This window comes from Selenomonas sp. oral taxon 478 (assembly GCF_001189555.1).
Lineage (GTDB): Bacteria > Bacillota > Negativicutes > Selenomonadales > Selenomonadaceae > Centipeda > Centipeda felix.
This window is the reverse complement of record NZ_CP012071.1, coordinates 2,138,579-2,155,424: the sequence shown is the minus strand read 5'-3', so window position 1 is coordinate 2,155,424 and position 16,846 is coordinate 2,138,579. Positions and strand designations below refer to the sequence as shown.

Sequence of the window (16,846 nt, the reverse complement as noted above, 5' to 3'; positions counted from 1 at the left end):
AGAAGAGAGGATCATTCATTGAATGCTGTTGATATTCTAAAGGAGCGCGGGTTTCTTGCACAGTGCACAGACGAAGCTGCACTGCGCGACCTGCTCGATCATGAACAGGTGACATTCTACACAGGATTCGATCCGACGGCAGACAGCCTCCACGCAGGACATTTGATTGCACTTATGGCCATGTCCCACATGCAGCGTGCAGGACATCGTCCCATTTGTCTTGTCGGTGGCGGCACGGGGACAGTAGGTGATCCTTCAGGACGAACAGATATGCGCAAGGTCATGACCGATGAAACCATTGCGCATAATTGCGATTGTTTTCGGGCACAGATCTCGCACTTTATCGATTTTACGGATGGACGTGCCATCATGGTCGATAACGGCGACTGGCTGCGCAAGCTCAATTATATTGATCTGCTCCGCGATGTTGGAGCACACTTTACAGTAAATCGTATGCTTGCTGCAGAAAGCTATAAACAGCGGTGGGAGAAAGGGCTTACCTTCCTTGAGTTCAACTACATGATTATGCAGGCGTATGATTTCCTAGAGCTCAACCGACGCTACGGATGTTGCCTTGAAATGGGCGGCGACGACCAGTGGTCGAATATTATCGCCGGTGTCGAACTCTGCCGTCGCAAGAAGAATATTACCGTATTTGGCCTAACCAATAAGCTGCTGACCAAAAGCGATGGAAAGAAAATGGGCAAAACGGCGGGCGGAGCACTTTGGCTTGACCCGAAGAAGACTTCTCCCTATGATTTCTATCAGTATTGGCGGAACGTCGATGATACGGATGTTTTGACCTGTCTCTCTCTGCTCACATTCCTCCCCATGGAGGAAGTGCATCGTCTGACGTCCGTTGAAGGGCAGGAGATGAATCACTCGAAGGAAGTGCTTGCCTACGAGGTGACGAAGATCGTTCATGGAGAGCAGGAAGCACATAAGGCACAGGAGATGGCGCGGGCTCTGTTCGGTGGTGGTGTCTCTGAACAGGTTCCACAGCTCCATGTGACATGTGGAGAGAAGCTGATTGATGCACTGACGCGCGAGGGCGTCTTTTCTTCCAAAGGAGAGGTGCGTCGCTTGATTCAGCAGGGCGGTGTCACGCTCAATGAGACGCGCGTCTCTGATGAACATTATGTCTTACAGGCAGATGATTTTTCAGAGGGGAAAGCACTGCTGAAAAAAGGAAAAAAGAAGCACTATCAGTTGGTTTGCTGAATACTACGTTGACGATGGGAAGGAGATAAATAATGTCCGGGCATTCAAAATGGGCAAATATCAAGCGTAAAAAAGGTGCAAATGATGCAATTCGCGGAAAAATCACGACGAAGATCGGGCGCGAAATCACGATTGCTGTCCGTATGGGTGGCGCGGATCCAACGGGAAATATGCGTCTGAAATTGGCGCTTTCCAAGGCAAAGGCCAATAATATTCCGAAGGACAATATCAATCGCGCCATTCAAAAAGGACTCGGAGCAACTGAGGGCAGCAATTACGAAGAGGTGATCTACGAGGGCTACGGTCCGGGTGGTACGGCGGTGATGCTCGATATCCTGACCGATAACCGTAACCGTACCGCTGCGGACGTGCGTCATCTTTTTTCGAAGTATGGCGGCAACCTTGGACAGGACGGCTGTGTCTCATGGATGTTCAAAAAGAAAGCTGTTTTCGTGGTCGAACGAGATACCTTTGACGATGAGGACGCACTCCTAGAGCTCGTTTTGGAGGCGGGTGCTGAGGACATGCGCTCCGAGGACGATGTCTTTGAGATCGTCGCTGAGCCGGATGCCTACGATGCCATTGAGACTGTATTGGGCGAAAAGGGGATTGAAACGGCATCAGCAGAGGTGACGATGGTTCCTGACACGACGGTTCACCTCGTTGACAAAGATGCGGAGAAAATGCAGACGCTGATTGATGCGCTGGAAGACAATGACGATGTTCAAAACGTCTACAGCAACTACGAAATGGATGAGTAGACGACAACCTTCCTTGAGTGCAGACATCGTGTCTGCACTTTTTTAGGAATCGCATAGGAATATACAATGTTAGTACTTGGTATTGATCCAGGAACAGCTATTTGCGGTTACGGATTTGTAGAGCAAAATGGGTCGCGTTTACATGCACGTGCCTATGGAGCTGTTACAACACCATCAAAAATGCCTGTGGAACAGCGTCTGTTAAAAATCCATACAGTGCTCGATGAACTCATCCAAAAATATCGCCCCGATGCAATGGGCGTGGAACAGCTCTTCTTCAATCGCAATGTTACGACAGCCATACCGGTCGGACAGGCGCGTGGGGTCGTACTTCTCGCCGCAGCAAAAAATAACCTTCTGCTGATTGAGAGAACGCCGCTTCAGGTGAAACAATCCGTTACGGGATACGGCAAGGCAACAAAGGAACAGGTCATCTACATGGTGACGAAACTCCTCCATCTGGCCGAGGCTCCTCATCCTGATGACACGGCGGATGCTCTCGCTGTCGCGATCAGTGCTGTACACTGCATGGACACAATTGCCTGGCGCAATCGATTGTAGTCTCATGTTGACCGAGATGAAATGAAGGCTGAACTTCACGAGGATTTGTTTTGACAGGAGCAGAGTAGATTTATGATCGGATTTCTAAAAGGAAAAGCGACGCATATCACATCCGACTATTGCCTTCTTGATGTGCATGATGTAGGTTATCGCGTATTCATTTCCAATCAGACACGCGCACATATCAGTCCAAGTGCAGAAGTCATGCTTTACATTCATACAAACGTACGAGAGGACGCCATTCTTCTCTATGGCTTCTTTTCGCGGGAAGAATATGATCTGTTCCTCCATTTGATCGGCATTTCAGGCATCGGACCAAAAGTCGCTCAGGGAATCCTCTCTTCGGCAACAGTAAATGATTTCTACCGTATGGTGCAGCAAAAGGACGTAAAAGGTATCACAAAACTTCCCGGTATTGGAAAGAAGACGGCTGAGCGTATTCTATTGGAGCTGAAAGACAAGATATCAGATGTCTCGGTTGCAGATCTGCCGGAAGGTGACAACAACGTCGGAACAAAGACCGAAAATAGTATGATCGCTGAAGCGACAGAAGCGCTTCTCACGCTTGGTTTTCAAGATAGTGAGATTCAGCGTGTATTCCGACAGAGGCATTCCTGCCAAAATACGGAGGAGCTGATCCGGTATGCATTGGCAGAACTACAGCGACTCTGATCCAGGAGAGGAGGGAACACAATGCCTGAGATGGGAGAAGATGAAGAAATCATTTCCTATGAAGAGCAGTCCTCCGATGGCTGGCAGTATAGTCTGCGGCCGCGGCGGCTCAGTGAATACATCGGACAGGATAGAGTAAAGTCCAATTTATCCAAATTTATACAAGCGGCGCTGTCGCGGGGAGAAGCGCTCGACCATGTCCTCCTTTATGGCCCGCCGGGACTTGGAAAGACGACGCTCGCGGCCATTATTGCCAATGAGATGGGGGCTAATTTTCGCCAGACATCGGCGCCTGCCATCGAACGGCAGGGAGATCTCGCCTCCCTGTTGACCAATTTACAAGAACACGATGTTCTCTTCATCGATGAGATCCATCGTCTTTCCCATCATGTTGAGGAAATACTCTATTCTGCCATGGAAGATCACGCCATTGATATTATCATAGGAAAAGGGCCAAGTGCGCGATCCATCCGTTTAGACCTCGCACCGTTTACGCTGGTTGGGGCAACGACGAAGACGGGATCTCTATCGGCACCGCTGCGCGACCGATTTGGGATACAGGCGCGGTTAGAGTACTATACGACCGACGCTCTCCTGCTCATCATCGAACGCACCGCTGAGATTCTTTCCGTTCATATTGAACGAGACGGTGCACTTGAGATTGCACGTCGCTCGCGTGGAACGCCGCGCGTTGCCAACCGTATTCTAAAGCGCGTGCGTGATATTGCACAAGTGGCAGGCGAGGAAATTATTTCGCGTTCCGTTACCATCGATGCACTGGATGCATTGGAAGTCGACGAATGTGGTCTAGAGAACAAAGACCGTTATATGCTTGAAGTCATGATTCAGAAATTCTCCGGTGGCCCCGTCGGACTCAAGACCCTTGCGGCGGCACTGAGTGAGATGACAGAGACCATAGAGGATGTCTATGAGCCGTATTTGATCCAGCTTGGCTTTATCGCTCGTACTGCGCGCGGACGTGTTGTGACACAGGGTGGGTATGAACACATCGGGGCACCGTATCCACGCGGTGATGACAGACAGGGAGAGTTACTCTAACATGAAAATGCTTTTGCATATGTGCTGCGGTCCATGTTCCTGCTATCCGGTAAAAAAATTACGCAGCGACGGCATAGAGCCGACCGGGTATTTCTTTAACCCGAACATCCATCCATATCAGGAGTGGAAAGCACGGATGCAGGGGGCAGCACAGTTTGCGGAAATGGTGCAGATGCCGATTGTCATTGATCGGGAATATCAGATGCGTTCATTCCTGAAAAAAGCTCTTCCTGCAGAGGATACGCGCAGTGGACGATGCCGTATGTGCTATACATGGCGCCTGCAGGAAACTGCCGCCTATGCGGCACAGAACGGATTCGATGCCTTTACATCAACCCTGTTCTACAGTATCTACCAACAGCATGATCTCATGCGCTCTGTTGCAGAATATTTTGCAGATCAGTACTGCATCACGTTCTACTACGAAGACTTTCGTATCGGATGGCAGGAAGGTATTGATATGAGCAAGGATATGGAGCTCTACCGTCAATCCTACTGTGGATGTATTTTTAGTGAAGAAGAACGATACAGCAAGGAACTGCAAAAAATTCGTCGAAAGGAAAATCGGGAGAAGAAACGACAACGCCAAATGCTTTCCGTATGAAAAGGGAGTGCAGCAATGAAATTGTATTTGCGGTGCAGTATTCTTGTCATCAGTACACTTCTGTTCGTTGTTCCTGGCATTGTGTCCGCATCGTGGCAGCCGGAAATTACGGTAGGAATCAGCCAGGGTGTCGCGGAAGCAGAATTTTCCGGAAGGAATGCACCGCTTTATGTATACACAGACGAGCAGCAAAAGAGCCCCATTCTGACGATTCCACAAAAGGAAAAACTGCGGGTTCGATTCCTTCATAATACATTTGAACTCAATGGAAAATTGTATGAGGCTAAGCAGTTATACATTCAGGCAGGCGAAGATGAATCCATTTACATCAACGATATGCCATATCGTGGTTATGTTACATTGCTGAAACAAAACGGTATGACTGTTATCAACCATGTTTTGACGGAGGATTATTTGTACGGAGTTGTGCCCAAAGAAATGCCTTCGACGTGGCCAATGGGCGCTTTACGTGCGCAGAGTATTGCAGCACGAACGTTTGCCCTGAAGAACAGAAATCGCCATAGCGAGCAAGGATTCGATCTGTGTAATACTGCGCATTGTCAAGTTTATGAAGGAAGTTCGGCAGAGACGAAGGAAACGACGGAAGCTGTTGATCGTACGCGCGGAGAAGTGATGTTTTATCACGGCGCCATCATTGATGCTGTATTTCATACGGATTCCGGCGGTATGACTGAGTCCGCCGAACAGGTGTGGGGGAGCTATGTACCTTATCTGCGTGCCGTATCCGAACTGCAGACGAAAACCAAGCCGTGGACGCAACGTGTTTCAACGGCACTGTTCATGAAAAAAATGGAGGAGAACGGAACAAAGATTGGTCGTATGAAGTCGATTCATCTTTCTCCTCTCAGTATCGGCAAGAGGAGCAAAGATCGGAGTCCGAGCGGCCGCGTCCAGTTTATTGAAGTTCTTGGTGACAAAGGAAATTGTGTTGTTTCAGGAAGTGACTTGCGCAGGCTGTTTGCTCTGCCAAGCACACTATTTGACGTGCAGCGTGAATCATCCGATATTGTCTTTCGCGGCTATGGCGGAGGGCATGGTCTCGGTCTCTCGCAGTGGGGGGCCAAGGCATTTGCCGACCGGGGGAAGACCGACCGAGAGATCCTATCGCACTACTATACGGATATAACCATCGAGAAAATATACTAAATGAACTACGGATACACCGAGCCACACATTGTATTATGCAGTCCGTAGTCATATAAGGTGAGATCTATGAATATTTCTGATTTCGATTACTTTCTTCCAGAGGAGCAAATTGCACAAGTTCCGGCAGACCCGCGGGACTCTTCACGATTGATGGTGCTGTCCCCCCAAACACAGAGCATCGAACATCGACACTTTTATCAGCTGGATGAATATCTGACGGATGGAGATGTTCTGATATTCAATGATACCCGAGTAATCCCAGCGCGCCTCATTGGTGTAAGACATCCTACGGGGGGAAAGGCTGAGGTGTTTTTACTGCGCCAACTGGAACGGGATCAATGGGAAGTTCTTGTGAAGCCCGGCAGAAAAATGCGTGTTGGCTCTGTGATTACGTTTGGTCATGAGCTGTCCTGCGAGGTGCTTGCACATACGAATTTTGGCGGACGAATTGTGAAATTCTCCTATGAGGGAATCTTTGAGGAGATTCTGGATCGTTTGGGAACGATGCCTCTTCCGCCTTACATTCATGAGACACTGCAGGACCCAGAGCGTTACCAAACGATTTACAGCCGAGAGAAAGGCTCTGCGGCAGCACCGACGGCAGGGCTGCATTTTACGGAGTCTCTTATGGATCGGCTGAGGAAAAAGGGGGTGCACCTTGGCTTCGTCACGCTACATGTGGGTCTCGGTACATTTCGTCCGGTTCAAGTCGATGAGATCGAAGATCATGTAATGCACAGTGAATTTTATTCCATACCGACCGAGACAGCGGAACTGATCCGTATGGCAAAGCAGGAAGGCCGACGAGTAATTGCAGTGGGGACGACCTCCATCCGAACACTGGAGTCTGCGGCGGTCGACCATGGAATGATCGAAGCAAAGCAGGGATGGACGAATATTTTCATCTATCCGGGGTACCAGTTCAAAATCGTTGATGCTGTGATTACAAACTTTCATCTTCCAAAATCCACACTGATTATGTTGGTCAGTGCATTTGCCGGACGAGAATTTACCCTGAAGGCGTACCGAACAGCCGTCGAGGAGAACTACCGATTCTTTTCATTCGGTGATGCCATGCTGATTCAATCACGAGCATAAAGAAAGGACAGTCATACGAAGGTGTTGTTCTTCGTATGACTGTCCTTTACTTTTCCGGAGGCTCGCTCAGGAGGTCACGGTGCTGATTGATCAAATCGGCCATCATTCTCTTACCGTTGACATCCGGATGCAGCCCGTCGGTTGACAGAAGCGGATTTAGGACACTCCACTTTGCATCATAGAAATATGGCTCTATGTCAATGTAGTACTCCTGTGATCGAATCCACGCATTGATGAGACTCAACTTCATTTTCCACGTGGGATCCGTTTCAGTATGAAATGCCAGCTGGATACGTTCCGGATTCAGCGGCAGCAGCGTTAAGAAAATAGGACGTATACCATGCAGAGAACACTTCTTTCGGATGGCATCCAGATCCTTTATAATTTCCTGTGCAGGCGTATCCGCACGCAGACTGTTGGAGCCTGTGAGAATCAAAAGATTGGCCGGGTGTAGGGGGGGCACATCTTGGTCAAAGCGCTCCAGTGTCGTGTGCGATGTATCCCCGCTGCGGCCAAGGTTGAGACATTCAAAGGAAAGAAATGTCGTATAGCTGTACTCTAGGAATGCGGGGGAGCTCGATATCGCACCGCCTCCATGAGTGATGCTGTCTCCGAGTGCCGCAGCGTAAACATGTCCCGATGGAGCTGGATTCACTGTAAATGATGCCACATCCGACCATGTTCCAACGGTATGACCTTTGGCATCCAGCCCACGTACACGCCAGTAGTAGGTACCGGCATAGGGGCGTGCATATTCATCGTAAATGGCATTGACATCGGAGATGGTTTGTGCCCAGGCACGATGTGGATCAGGTTTCGTTCCGTGGTCGTGCTCTGGTTTTTCCGTCAGAAGTTCAACCTCGTACGTATGGACGCCGTTCATCGGAATCCATTGGTAGACTGGGTAGATTGGCTGATGGAAATTCATGACCTGATCGAAAGTATTCGGTAGAGGACGATCGGGAATCGCTGCATTTTGATCGATGACAAGCGGCTCAGCGGAAGAAAACTCGCCGATGGGTTCCTGCTTTAACCCCAAGGCACGGACTCTCCAATAGATTGTCTTATGAGAGGAAAACTTTCGCAGGTCTGCCTGCCAACCATTCGTGAATACATCGCGGGTGCTGGTTAAATGGTATTTCGTGGAAAGTGCGATGCCACCTTCTTGCTCCGGGGGAGCGGAGAGCAGCTCCACTTCGTAGAGAACTGCGTTAGGAATGCTGTGCCAAACGAGAAAGGGCATAAGACTTGCTGGATGTTCTTTTGTATAATGGTAGATTGGAATAGGTGCCTGTGCAGCGAAATAGGGGGAAGCAATCTCCGTCGATGGAGATGTCAGAGCGCCGAACATACCGTATGCGGTGATCCGATAATAAAAGGGAATCGGCGCCGAGGAGATCCGATAGGAAGGTGTTGTTGTAAATTCAGTCTTAACAAGCTCAAATTCAGCTTTGTCTGTGCCCGTTCCCGTTGTCTTGATATAGGTATCCACACGATAGTAGCATGGATATGCAGGGCGTTCCCAACGCAATGTGACGGTGCCGTCTTCCTCGTATACCTTGGCGGAAATGTCGAGTTCACGAAAATGCAGGAAATCGGTTTTCTCAAGAAAAAAAATGCATCCGATAACGATAAAAAAGATGAGACTTGTAAAAAACAAATATTGCTTCATAGATTCACCCAAAGATGATATGATAGAAAACTCCTTAGAAAGGCAGGGGTCAATATGGAAAAAAAAGGTCTAATTATCGTTCACACCGGTGACGGTAAGGGAAAGACAACGGCCGCCCTTGGAATGGCGATGCGTGCGTGGGGAAATGGCATGCGCGTACTGATCCTCCAATTCATTAAAGGAAGCCGAACCTACGGTGAATTGGAGGCGATCAAGGCACTTCATTCGCTGCAGGAGCGGATTGAGATTCGACAAGGGGGCCTTGGCTTTTCTCAGCGCGGAGACAATAGGGAGGAACAGCATCGTCAGGCCGCGCAGGAGCTTCTCCATACGGCAAAGAATGAAATCCAACGAAGAATGTGGGATATGGTCATCCTCGACGAATTCAACTACGCATATTCCTTTGGATTTATCCAACGAAATGAATTGGATGATCTGATCGCCGCACGACCTTCCTGTATGCACCTTATTTTCACAGGCAGGAATGCCGCACAGGAACTCATTGAGCGGGCGGATCTTGTCACAGAGATGAAGCTGATCAAACATCCTTATCAACAGGGAATCAAAGCGCAGGAAGGGATCGAATTCTAATCCGATTATAGCATATTTGATAACAGCGTGCTATGAAAGATATACATGCTGCAGCAATATTCGGTTGAAAAAAATGGAGGAATGCGCTAAAATCTCTGTCATGTATTTGTTATCTCCGCTTATGCTGAAAAAATTCTTCCTGCATGAGCGAAGTGGAAGTGGGGGAGAATCCTTATGAGAAGCGATGTTGTAAAAAAAGGAGCGACGCGCTGTGCGCATCGTTCACTTTTTCATGCCAATGGATATGGAAAGGAAGATCTTGCAAAACCACTGATTGGTGTCTGCAATTCATTTAACGAGATTATTCCCGGTCATTTTCATCTCAATACGATTGCGGAAGCCGTAAAACTCGGCGTGGCTGCAGCCGGCGGTACACCGATTGAATTTCCGTCCATCGGTGTGTGTGATGGAATTGCAATGGGGCATACAGGGATGAAATACTCCCTTGCCAGCCGTGAGCTGATCGCCGATTCGATAGAGGCAGTTACCATGGCATCCGGCTTTGATGGACTTGTTCTGATCCCAAACTGCGACAAAGTTGTTCCGGGGATGTTGATGGCGGCAGCGCGTTTGAACATTCCAGCCATTTTGGTCAGCGGCGGACCGATGCTGGCAGGTCGCCATCACGGGCGTAACATCAGTGTCAGTCAGGCATTCGAGGCCGCCGGCATGTTTGCCGCCGGCAAGATGGACGCAGAGGAAATGACGGCGATCGAGGAACATGCCTGTCCCAGCTGTGGCTCTTGCTCTGGGCTTTTTACCGCAAACACCATGAACTCTTTGACCGAGGTACTTGGCATGGGGCTTCCCGGGAATGGGACAATACCTGCACCGTATACCGGAGAACGTCGTCTGCTTGCAAAGATGGCAGGAACCATCATTCTCGATCTCGTACGCAAGAATATTTGCCCGCGCGATATAATGACACGTGAGGCATTTGAGAATGCTATCACCGTTGATATGGGTATTGGCGGATCGTCAAACACCGTCCTTCACCTTACGGCAATCGCACACGAAGCAGGCATTGAGCTTCCTACGCCTCTCTTTGACGAGATCAGCCGACGTACACCGTACATTACGAAGTTAAGCCCTGCCGGCACACATCACATGCAGGATTTGAACGAGGCGGGCGGTATCTCTGCGGTGATGAAGGAACTGTCCAAGAAGAATTTGCTTCATCTGGATGCATTGACAGTGACAGGGACTGTACGCGAGCGGATTGCACACGCAGAAGTACTGGATCCCACGGTCATTCACAGCGTTGATCATCCCTATCGTCCTGAGGGCGGCCTTGCCATACTGAGCGGTAATCTTGCTCCGGACTATGCTGTCGTGAAAGCATCTGCCGTGTCAGATGATATGCTTACCTATCGTGGATCAGCGAAATGCTTTAACTCCGAAGAAGAGGGAGTTAATGCCATCATGGAGGGGAAGATCCATGATGGTGACGTCGTTGTCATACGCTACGAGGGGCCAAAAGGCGGCCCCGGGATGCAGGAAATGCTGAATCCAACTGCCGTGATTACAGGCATGGGGCTTAAGGTTGGGCTCATCACCGACGGACGTTTCAGTGGTGCAAGTCAGGGTGCCTGTGTTGGGCATGTGTCTCCGGAAGCCATGTCAGGCGGTCCTATCGCACTGATCGAAGATGGGGATATGATTACCATCGATATTCCGAATCGCAGACTTGAACTCGAAGTCAGTGATGAAGAACTTGAAAAACGGCGTAAGAATTGGGTAAAACCAGAACAAAAAATCAAAACGGGATACCTTGCGCGTTATGCTAAGTTAACAACATCGGCCAACACCGGTGCAATTCTGCAGTGATTTTGATTCGACCCATGGGAGATTCTCCTCCTATGGGTTGTTTTTATGATGCCAATTCGATATAATGTCGTTGCGTTGTTCAGGAAAAAGAATGGAGAAGCGAACAATATGCATATTGTTCTCGTCGAGCCCGAGATCCCTGGAAATACTGGAAATATTGCACGGCTGTGTGCAGGAACAGGAATGGATCTGCATCTGGTACGGCCACTCGGATTTTCAACCGACGATAAGCATTTAAAGCGCGCCGGGCTCGATTATTGGCATCTTGTCCGCGTTCACTATCATGATTCCTTTGCGGCGCTCCACCAACAATATCAAGAGCATACATTTTACTTCTGCAGTACAAAAGCGCGTCACAGCTACTGTGACATATCCTATAAAATGGATGATTTTCTCGTTTTTGGAAAGGAAAGTGCAGGCCTGCCGGCGTCTTTATTGACAGCGCACGCAGCCAATACCATCCGCATTCCGATGCGGGAAGAAGCACGCTCGTTAAATTTATCCAATGCCGTTGCCGTCGTGGCGTTTGAAGCCCTGCGGCAGCATCAATTTTCCGACTTACGTATATACGGTAACGGTTGCCATGGAAGGAGCACACAGATATGAATGAAACATTCATTCATTCCTGTTATCAGGAGTTTGAACGGATAAGGCTCTTTGAAAACGCTCCCATGCGCTTCCATACAACGTTTCGCATCGGCGGACCTGCAGATCTTCTGTTTTATCCGCATAACACAGAAGAAGTGCGCGCGATCATACAGAAAGCAAAAAACTATGATATTCCCATCACCATTCTTGGAAATGGATCAAATCTGCTGATCCGAGACGGTGGGATACGAGGGCTGGTGATTCGTTTCAGCCGCCAGATGTCAGCCATCACGCAGGAGGGGACAACACTTATTGTCGGCGCAGGAGCTCTTCTGAAAGATATTGCATCATTTGCGCAAAAGAAGGGGCTCTCAGGCCTAGAGTTTGCTTGTGGGATACCGGGAAGCATCGGCGGAGCCATCTTTATGAATGCAGGCGCCTATGACGGTGAAGTAAAATCTGTCGTCACGGCAGTCAAAACCATTTCACCAGATGGAGGGGTGCGCCTGTATTCTGCGAATGAGTTGGACTTCGGCTATCGCCATAGTGTTTTTCATACGAATAATGAGGCAATTTGTGAAGCCCATCTGTGCCTTCGTACGGATGATCCGTCGTCTATCTTGGAGAGAATGTCTGACCTCAATCAGCGCCGTGAAAGCAAACAGCCGCTTTCCTATCCTAGTGCCGGCAGTACGTTCAAGCGACCACCCGGATATTTTGCAGGCACTCTGATCGACCAGACGGGGCTTAAGGGACTTACATACGGGGGCGCACAGGTCTCACAGAAACATGCCGGTTTTATTATCAATATCGGCGGTGCGACAGCGCGTGATGTACAGCAGCTCATACACTCTGTACAGAATCGTGTATATGCTAAGCATAACGTAAGACTGTTCCCAGAGCTTCGTATCATTGGAGAACCATAAGGAGAACGTTTCCCCCATGGAAACATACCATCAGCTGGTTGATTTTGCGTCAAAATACAAAAATATCGTCGTTGCACTTGGCATGTTTGACGGATTGCATATTGGACACCAAAAGATCATCCGCACAGCAGTCGAACGGGCAAGAAGTATTCATGGCTCTGCATTTGTTTTTTCCTTTACGAATCATCCGCGGGCCATCGTTGATTCCTTGGGAGCCCCACGCCGCATCAGCAGCGAACAGGTAAGTCTGCGGATTCTGCGAAATTTGGGTGTCGATGTCTTGGTTGAAATTCCTTTCACACATGATTTTGCTGACACGTCGCCCGAGGAATTTATTCACCTGCTGTACCGCCATTTTTCACCGCGATACATTGTTGTCGGTGAAAACTATACGTTTGGAAAAAAAGGTGCAGGAACACCACAGCTCCTGCACGATATGGGAAAACGGTATACCATAGAGACCATTGTGTGTTCATCCGTTTTGTACGATGGGGAACCAATCAGCAGTACGCGCATTCGGACCTATATCGAACAGGGGGATATAACGCACGTAAATGAGCTTCTTGGATACCCTTTTACGATGATTGGGACGGTAATACACGGGCAGGCACGTGGACGGCTGCTTGGCTTTCCCACAGCCAATATTGCACTCCGCGAATCCTATGAGATTCTGCCGAACGGCGTATACGCGGTAACGGTTGTATATCATCACCGTATCTATTCAGCCGTTGCCAATATAGGAAATAATCCAACGTTTGGGCTATGTGATCGGCGCATGGAAGTTCACATTATGGACTTTGACGGAGATCTTTACGGAAAGAAGATTCTTGTATCGTTTCATAAAAGGATACGGAGTGAGACGCGATTTGATTCCGTTGAGGCGCTTATTTCACAAATTAAATCTGATAAAGAATGCGCGGAATGCGTATTTCAGGAAACTTTTCATTTACAAGAAAAAATTTCTATGGTAATATGAACAACGCAGTTGTATCCATGACTCAGATAGCGAGTAATCCGACGTTTTCTTGGTCATTGGTTATTTATTTTTATGAGGAGGATTTTTTATGATCACACAGGAACAGAAGCAAGACATTATCAAGAAATATGCAGTGCACGAGGGGGATACGGGCTCTCCTGAAGTACAGATCGCTGTTTTAACTGCCCGCATTCAGTATCTCACTGAGCATCTGAAAGAGCATAAGAAGGATCATCATTCACGCCGTGGTCTACTGAAGATGGTCGGACATCGTCGTCGTCTTCTTGGATATCTCTATCAGACGGATATTGAGCGGTATCGCTCCATCATCACGAAACTTAATCTTCGCAAGTAACTTCTTAGCGGAGCAAAAACACAGGACGGGGGGATTCCCGTCCTTTTTTATTGTGAAAACAAGGATTCTGCAATGTTTTGTCGAATGGATTAACTGTACGCGTATGTGAGAATCCGAGGAGGGTACTATGCAGAGTTTCGAGATCGACCTGGGCGGACGTAAACTGACGGTCGAACATGGAAAAATGGCGAAGCAGGCAAACGGTGCTGTTTTAGTTCGATATGGTGATACTGTTGTATTAGTAACAGCCACAGCATCAAAAGCACCAAGGGAAGGCGTGGATTTCTTCCCATTAACCGTAGACTACGAAGAAAAGATGTATGCCGCAGGAAAGATTCCCGGTGGCTTTATCAAGCGGGAAGGACGTCCCAGCAGCGATGCTGTCCTTTGTGCGCGTTTGATTGACCGTCCCATCCGTCCGCTGTTTCCGGATGGATTTCGCAATGACGTACAGATTGTATCCACGGTTCTTTCCGTGGAACAGGACAATCCTCCTGAAATCGCAGCGATGTTCGGCGCCTCTTGTGCCCTGACGGTGTCTGACATCCCCTTTATGGGTCCGATTGCCGGAGTGCGCGTTGGTTATATCAATGGTGAATTTGTCATCAATCCGACAGAGGAGGAGCGCGCTGACTCTGACTTGAACTTAACCGTCGCGGGGTCATACGATGCTGTCATGATGGTGGAAGCCGGAGCAAACGAGCTGCCGGAAGAAATCGTTTTGGATGCTATCCTTTTTGGTCATGCAGAGATCCGGCGACTGGTCGAGTTCCAGCAGAACATACAACAGGCCTGTGGGAAAGAGAAACAGATTCCTTCTGTATTCAAAGTATCCGAAGAACTCGAAGAAAAAGTGCGCTCCTATGCAGAAGCTCGTCTCGACACTGCAACGCGAAACAGCGATAAACTTTCCCGTGATGCAGATATTTCTGCCATCAAGGAAGAGACCATAGCCCATTTCGCTGAGGAATACCCGGATGCTGTGAAGGAAATTGCCCAGATCCTGTACCATATCGAGAAGGGAATCGTGCGCCATATGATTACGCACGAGAAGATACGTCCGGATGGGCGTGCCTTGGATGAAGTTCGTCCGGTCAGCTGTGAAGTTGGCATTCTGCCGCGTGTCCATGGCTCAGGCCTTTTCACCAGAGGTCAGACGCAAGTGCTCACGGTAACGACATTGGGGGCTATTGGCGATGAGCAGATCATCGACGGACTTGGCCCTGAGACAACCAAACACTACCTGCATCATTATAATTTCCCTGGCTACAGTGTTGGAGAAGCACGCCCCATGCGAAGTCCCGGACGCCGTGAGATCGGTCATGGAGCGTTGGCGGAACGCGCTCTTTTTCCGATGATTCCATCGATTGAGGATTTCCCCTATACCATACGGCTGGTCTCAGAAATATTGGAATCCAATGGCTCCAGTTCGATGGGCAGCGTGTGTGGAAGCACACTCTCCCTTATGTGTGCCGGTGTCCCCATTAAGCGTCCAGTCTCCGGTGTGGCGATGGGCTTGGTGCGCGATGGTGATGACTATTCCATCCTGACGGACATACAGGGGATGGAAGATGCTCTTGGAGATATGGACTTTAAGGTGGCTGGCACATCGAAGGGGATTACAGCCATTCAAATGGATATTAAGATCGCCGGGATCACGAGAGATATTCTTGCCTCAGCGCTTGAACAGGCAAAGCAGGGAAGAGCCTTTATCCTCTCCAAAATGCTTGAGTGTATCGATAAGCCGGCAGAAGAACTTTCGCCTTATGCACCGCGCGTAGAAACAATTACCATCGATATTGAGAAAATACGTGATGTCATTGGTACCGGCGGTAAGGTCGTACGCAAAATCATCGATGAGACCGGGGTGGATATCGACATCCATGAAGATGGGAATATCTTTATTACCTCTCCCAACACAGAGGCCATGAATCTCGCACGCAAGATGATTGAGGATATCGTCCGTGAAGTACAGGTGGGAGAGGTATACACCGGTCGTGTGACGCGTTTCTTGAAGTTTGGGGCATTTGTCGAACTCCTCCCTGGGAAGGAAGGACTCTGCCATATTTCTCAGCTTGCCAAGCACCGCGTTGAAAACATTGAGGATGTTGTTCATATTGGCGATCAACTTGAAGTCAAGGTCGTCGAAATCGATGAAAAAGGGCGTATCAACGTCAGTCACAAGGTACTGCTCTAATGCTTCAAGTTTACACAGGAAACGGTAAGGGGAAGACGACCGCTGCGATAGGATTGGCAATTCGTTCTTTAGGGGCTGGGCATCGTGTATACATGATGCAGTTTATGAAAAGCCTTGCATACGCAGAGCAGCATATTCTAAAGGACCTAGCGAAGATGACGCTGGAGACAACGGGAAAGCCCTTCTTTATTGCTGAGGAAGGGATGGTGGACGAAAAGACGAGGCTTGCTTTGGGGGATGATCTTGTCGTTTTTCCACACGGACAACCACCACATGACTATCTTGCTATGATGGTTGACGGCATGGAGCATGTCACCGAACTCCTGCGCAAACAGGTCTTTGATCTCGTCATTCTGGATGAGATCAATGTGGCACTCTCGTTTGGACTGATTCAGCGAGAGCAAATGGAAGCACTGTTGGATATTGTTCCTGTAGAGACAGAGGTCGTCTGCACGGGGCGAAATGCTCCTTCATGGCTTCAGGATCGGGCAGATCTGATCACCAATATGGAAGAGGTGCGGCACTACTACCGACATGGTGTTGACGCGCGAAAGGGAATTGAAAACTAGAG

At 49.0% G+C, this 16,846-nt stretch carries 17 protein-coding genes; 16 read left to right on the top strand and 1 reads right to left on the bottom strand.

Going from position 1 to position 16,846, the window contains the following annotated elements:
• The first annotated feature begins 18 nt into the window (after positions 1-18).
• The 8 genes from tyrS (at position 19) to queA (ending at position 7,143) form a co-directional block, all read left to right on the top strand.
• On the top strand, positions 19-1,221 hold the full coding sequence (tyrS, locus tag ADJ74_RS09985; RefSeq protein WP_050343951.1) for a tyrosine--tRNA ligase: 1,203 nt from the start codon (positions 19-21) through the stop codon (positions 1,219-1,221).
• A 32-nt stretch (positions 1,222-1,253) separates the two neighbouring features.
• Positions 1,254-1,982, top strand: a complete 729-nt coding sequence (locus ADJ74_RS09980) for a YebC/PmpR family DNA-binding transcriptional regulator (RefSeq protein ID WP_009442185.1) — start codon at positions 1,254-1,256, stop codon at positions 1,980-1,982.
• 66 nt (positions 1,983-2,048) lie between these two features.
• Positions 2,049-2,543 carry a crossover junction endodeoxyribonuclease RuvC gene (gene ruvC / locus ADJ74_RS09975; RefSeq protein ID WP_050343949.1) on the top strand — a complete coding sequence of 165 codons (495 nt, stop codon included), beginning with the start codon at positions 2,049-2,051 and terminating at the stop codon, positions 2,541-2,543.
• 72 nt (positions 2,544-2,615) lie between these two features.
• Positions 2,616-3,215: a Holliday junction branch migration protein RuvA gene (gene ruvA, locus ADJ74_RS09970; RefSeq protein WP_050343947.1), complete on the top strand. Its 600-nt coding sequence runs from the start codon at positions 2,616-2,618 to the stop codon at positions 3,213-3,215.
• Positions 3,216-3,236: 21 nt separating this feature from the next.
• On the top strand, positions 3,237-4,274 hold the full coding sequence (gene ruvB, locus ADJ74_RS09965; RefSeq protein ID WP_050343945.1) for a Holliday junction branch migration DNA helicase RuvB: 1,038 nt from the start codon (positions 3,237-3,239) through the stop codon (positions 4,272-4,274).
• A 1-nt stretch (position 4,275) separates the two neighbouring features.
• Positions 4,276-4,878, top strand: a complete 603-nt coding sequence (locus ADJ74_RS09960; protein WP_050343944.1) for an epoxyqueuosine reductase QueH — start codon at positions 4,276-4,278, stop codon at positions 4,876-4,878.
• Positions 4,879-4,893: 15 nt separating this feature from the next.
• Entirely contained in the window at positions 4,894-6,045 is a 1,152-nt protein-coding gene (locus ADJ74_RS09955) for a SpoIID/LytB domain-containing protein (protein WP_050343942.1), read from the top strand.
• 66 nt (positions 6,046-6,111) lie between these two features.
• A complete protein-coding gene (gene queA, locus ADJ74_RS09950) occupies positions 6,112-7,143 on the top strand; it encodes a tRNA preQ1(34) S-adenosylmethionine ribosyltransferase-isomerase QueA (protein WP_050343940.1) in 1,032 nt (343 codons plus the stop codon).
• A gap of 46 nt (positions 7,144-7,189) precedes the next feature.
• Here queA and ADJ74_RS09945 read toward each other — a convergent pair whose 3' ends face one another.
• The gene (locus ADJ74_RS09945) at positions 7,190-8,815 is read right to left on the bottom strand and encodes a GDSL-type esterase/lipase family protein (protein WP_050343938.1); all 1,626 of its coding nucleotides are present in this window, start codon (positions 8,813-8,815) and stop codon (positions 7,190-7,192) included.
• Positions 8,816-8,869: 54 nt separating this feature from the next.
• On the opposite strand from ADJ74_RS09945, the gene cobO reads away from it, so the two are divergent.
• From cobO to ADJ74_RS09905, 8 genes are all read left to right on the top strand, one after another.
• Positions 8,870-9,406 carry a cob(I)yrinic acid a,c-diamide adenosyltransferase gene (gene cobO / locus ADJ74_RS09940; RefSeq protein WP_050343936.1) on the top strand — a complete coding sequence of 179 codons (537 nt, stop codon included), beginning with the start codon at positions 8,870-8,872 and terminating at the stop codon, positions 9,404-9,406.
• A 174-nt stretch (positions 9,407-9,580) separates the two neighbouring features.
• The gene (gene ilvD, locus ADJ74_RS09935) at positions 9,581-11,233 is read left to right on the top strand and encodes a dihydroxy-acid dehydratase (RefSeq protein WP_050343934.1); all 1,653 of its coding nucleotides are present in this window, start codon (positions 9,581-9,583) and stop codon (positions 11,231-11,233) included.
• 108 nt (positions 11,234-11,341) lie between these two features.
• Complete coding sequence (trmL, locus tag ADJ74_RS09930; protein ID WP_050344281.1) at positions 11,342-11,839, top strand: tRNA (uridine(34)/cytosine(34)/5-carboxymethylaminomethyluridine(34)-2'-O)-methyltransferase TrmL; 498 nt, start codon at positions 11,342-11,344, stop codon at positions 11,837-11,839.
• On the top strand, positions 11,836-12,747 hold the full coding sequence (gene murB / locus ADJ74_RS09925) for a UDP-N-acetylmuramate dehydrogenase (protein WP_050343932.1): 912 nt from the start codon (positions 11,836-11,838) through the stop codon (positions 12,745-12,747). The genes trmL and murB overlap by 4 nt, the downstream gene beginning before the upstream one ends.
• Before the next feature lie 16 nt (positions 12,748-12,763).
• Positions 12,764-13,723, top strand: a complete 960-nt coding sequence (locus ADJ74_RS09920; protein WP_050343929.1) for a bifunctional riboflavin kinase/FAD synthetase — start codon at positions 12,764-12,766, stop codon at positions 13,721-13,723.
• An 88-nt stretch (positions 13,724-13,811) separates the two neighbouring features.
• Complete coding sequence (gene rpsO, locus ADJ74_RS09915; protein ID WP_009442171.1) at positions 13,812-14,078, top strand: 30S ribosomal protein S15; 267 nt, start codon at positions 13,812-13,814, stop codon at positions 14,076-14,078.
• Between the two features lie 127 nt (positions 14,079-14,205).
• Positions 14,206-16,275, top strand: coding sequence for a polyribonucleotide nucleotidyltransferase (locus ADJ74_RS09910; RefSeq protein WP_050343927.1), 2,070 nt, complete (start codon positions 14,206-14,208; stop codon positions 16,273-16,275).
• Positions 16,275-16,844 carry a cob(I)yrinic acid a,c-diamide adenosyltransferase gene (locus tag ADJ74_RS09905; protein WP_050343926.1) on the top strand — a complete coding sequence of 190 codons (570 nt, stop codon included), beginning with the start codon at positions 16,275-16,277 and terminating at the stop codon, positions 16,842-16,844. The genes ADJ74_RS09910 and ADJ74_RS09905 overlap by 1 nt, the downstream gene beginning before the upstream one ends.
• Positions 16,845-16,846 lie beyond the last annotated feature (2 nt).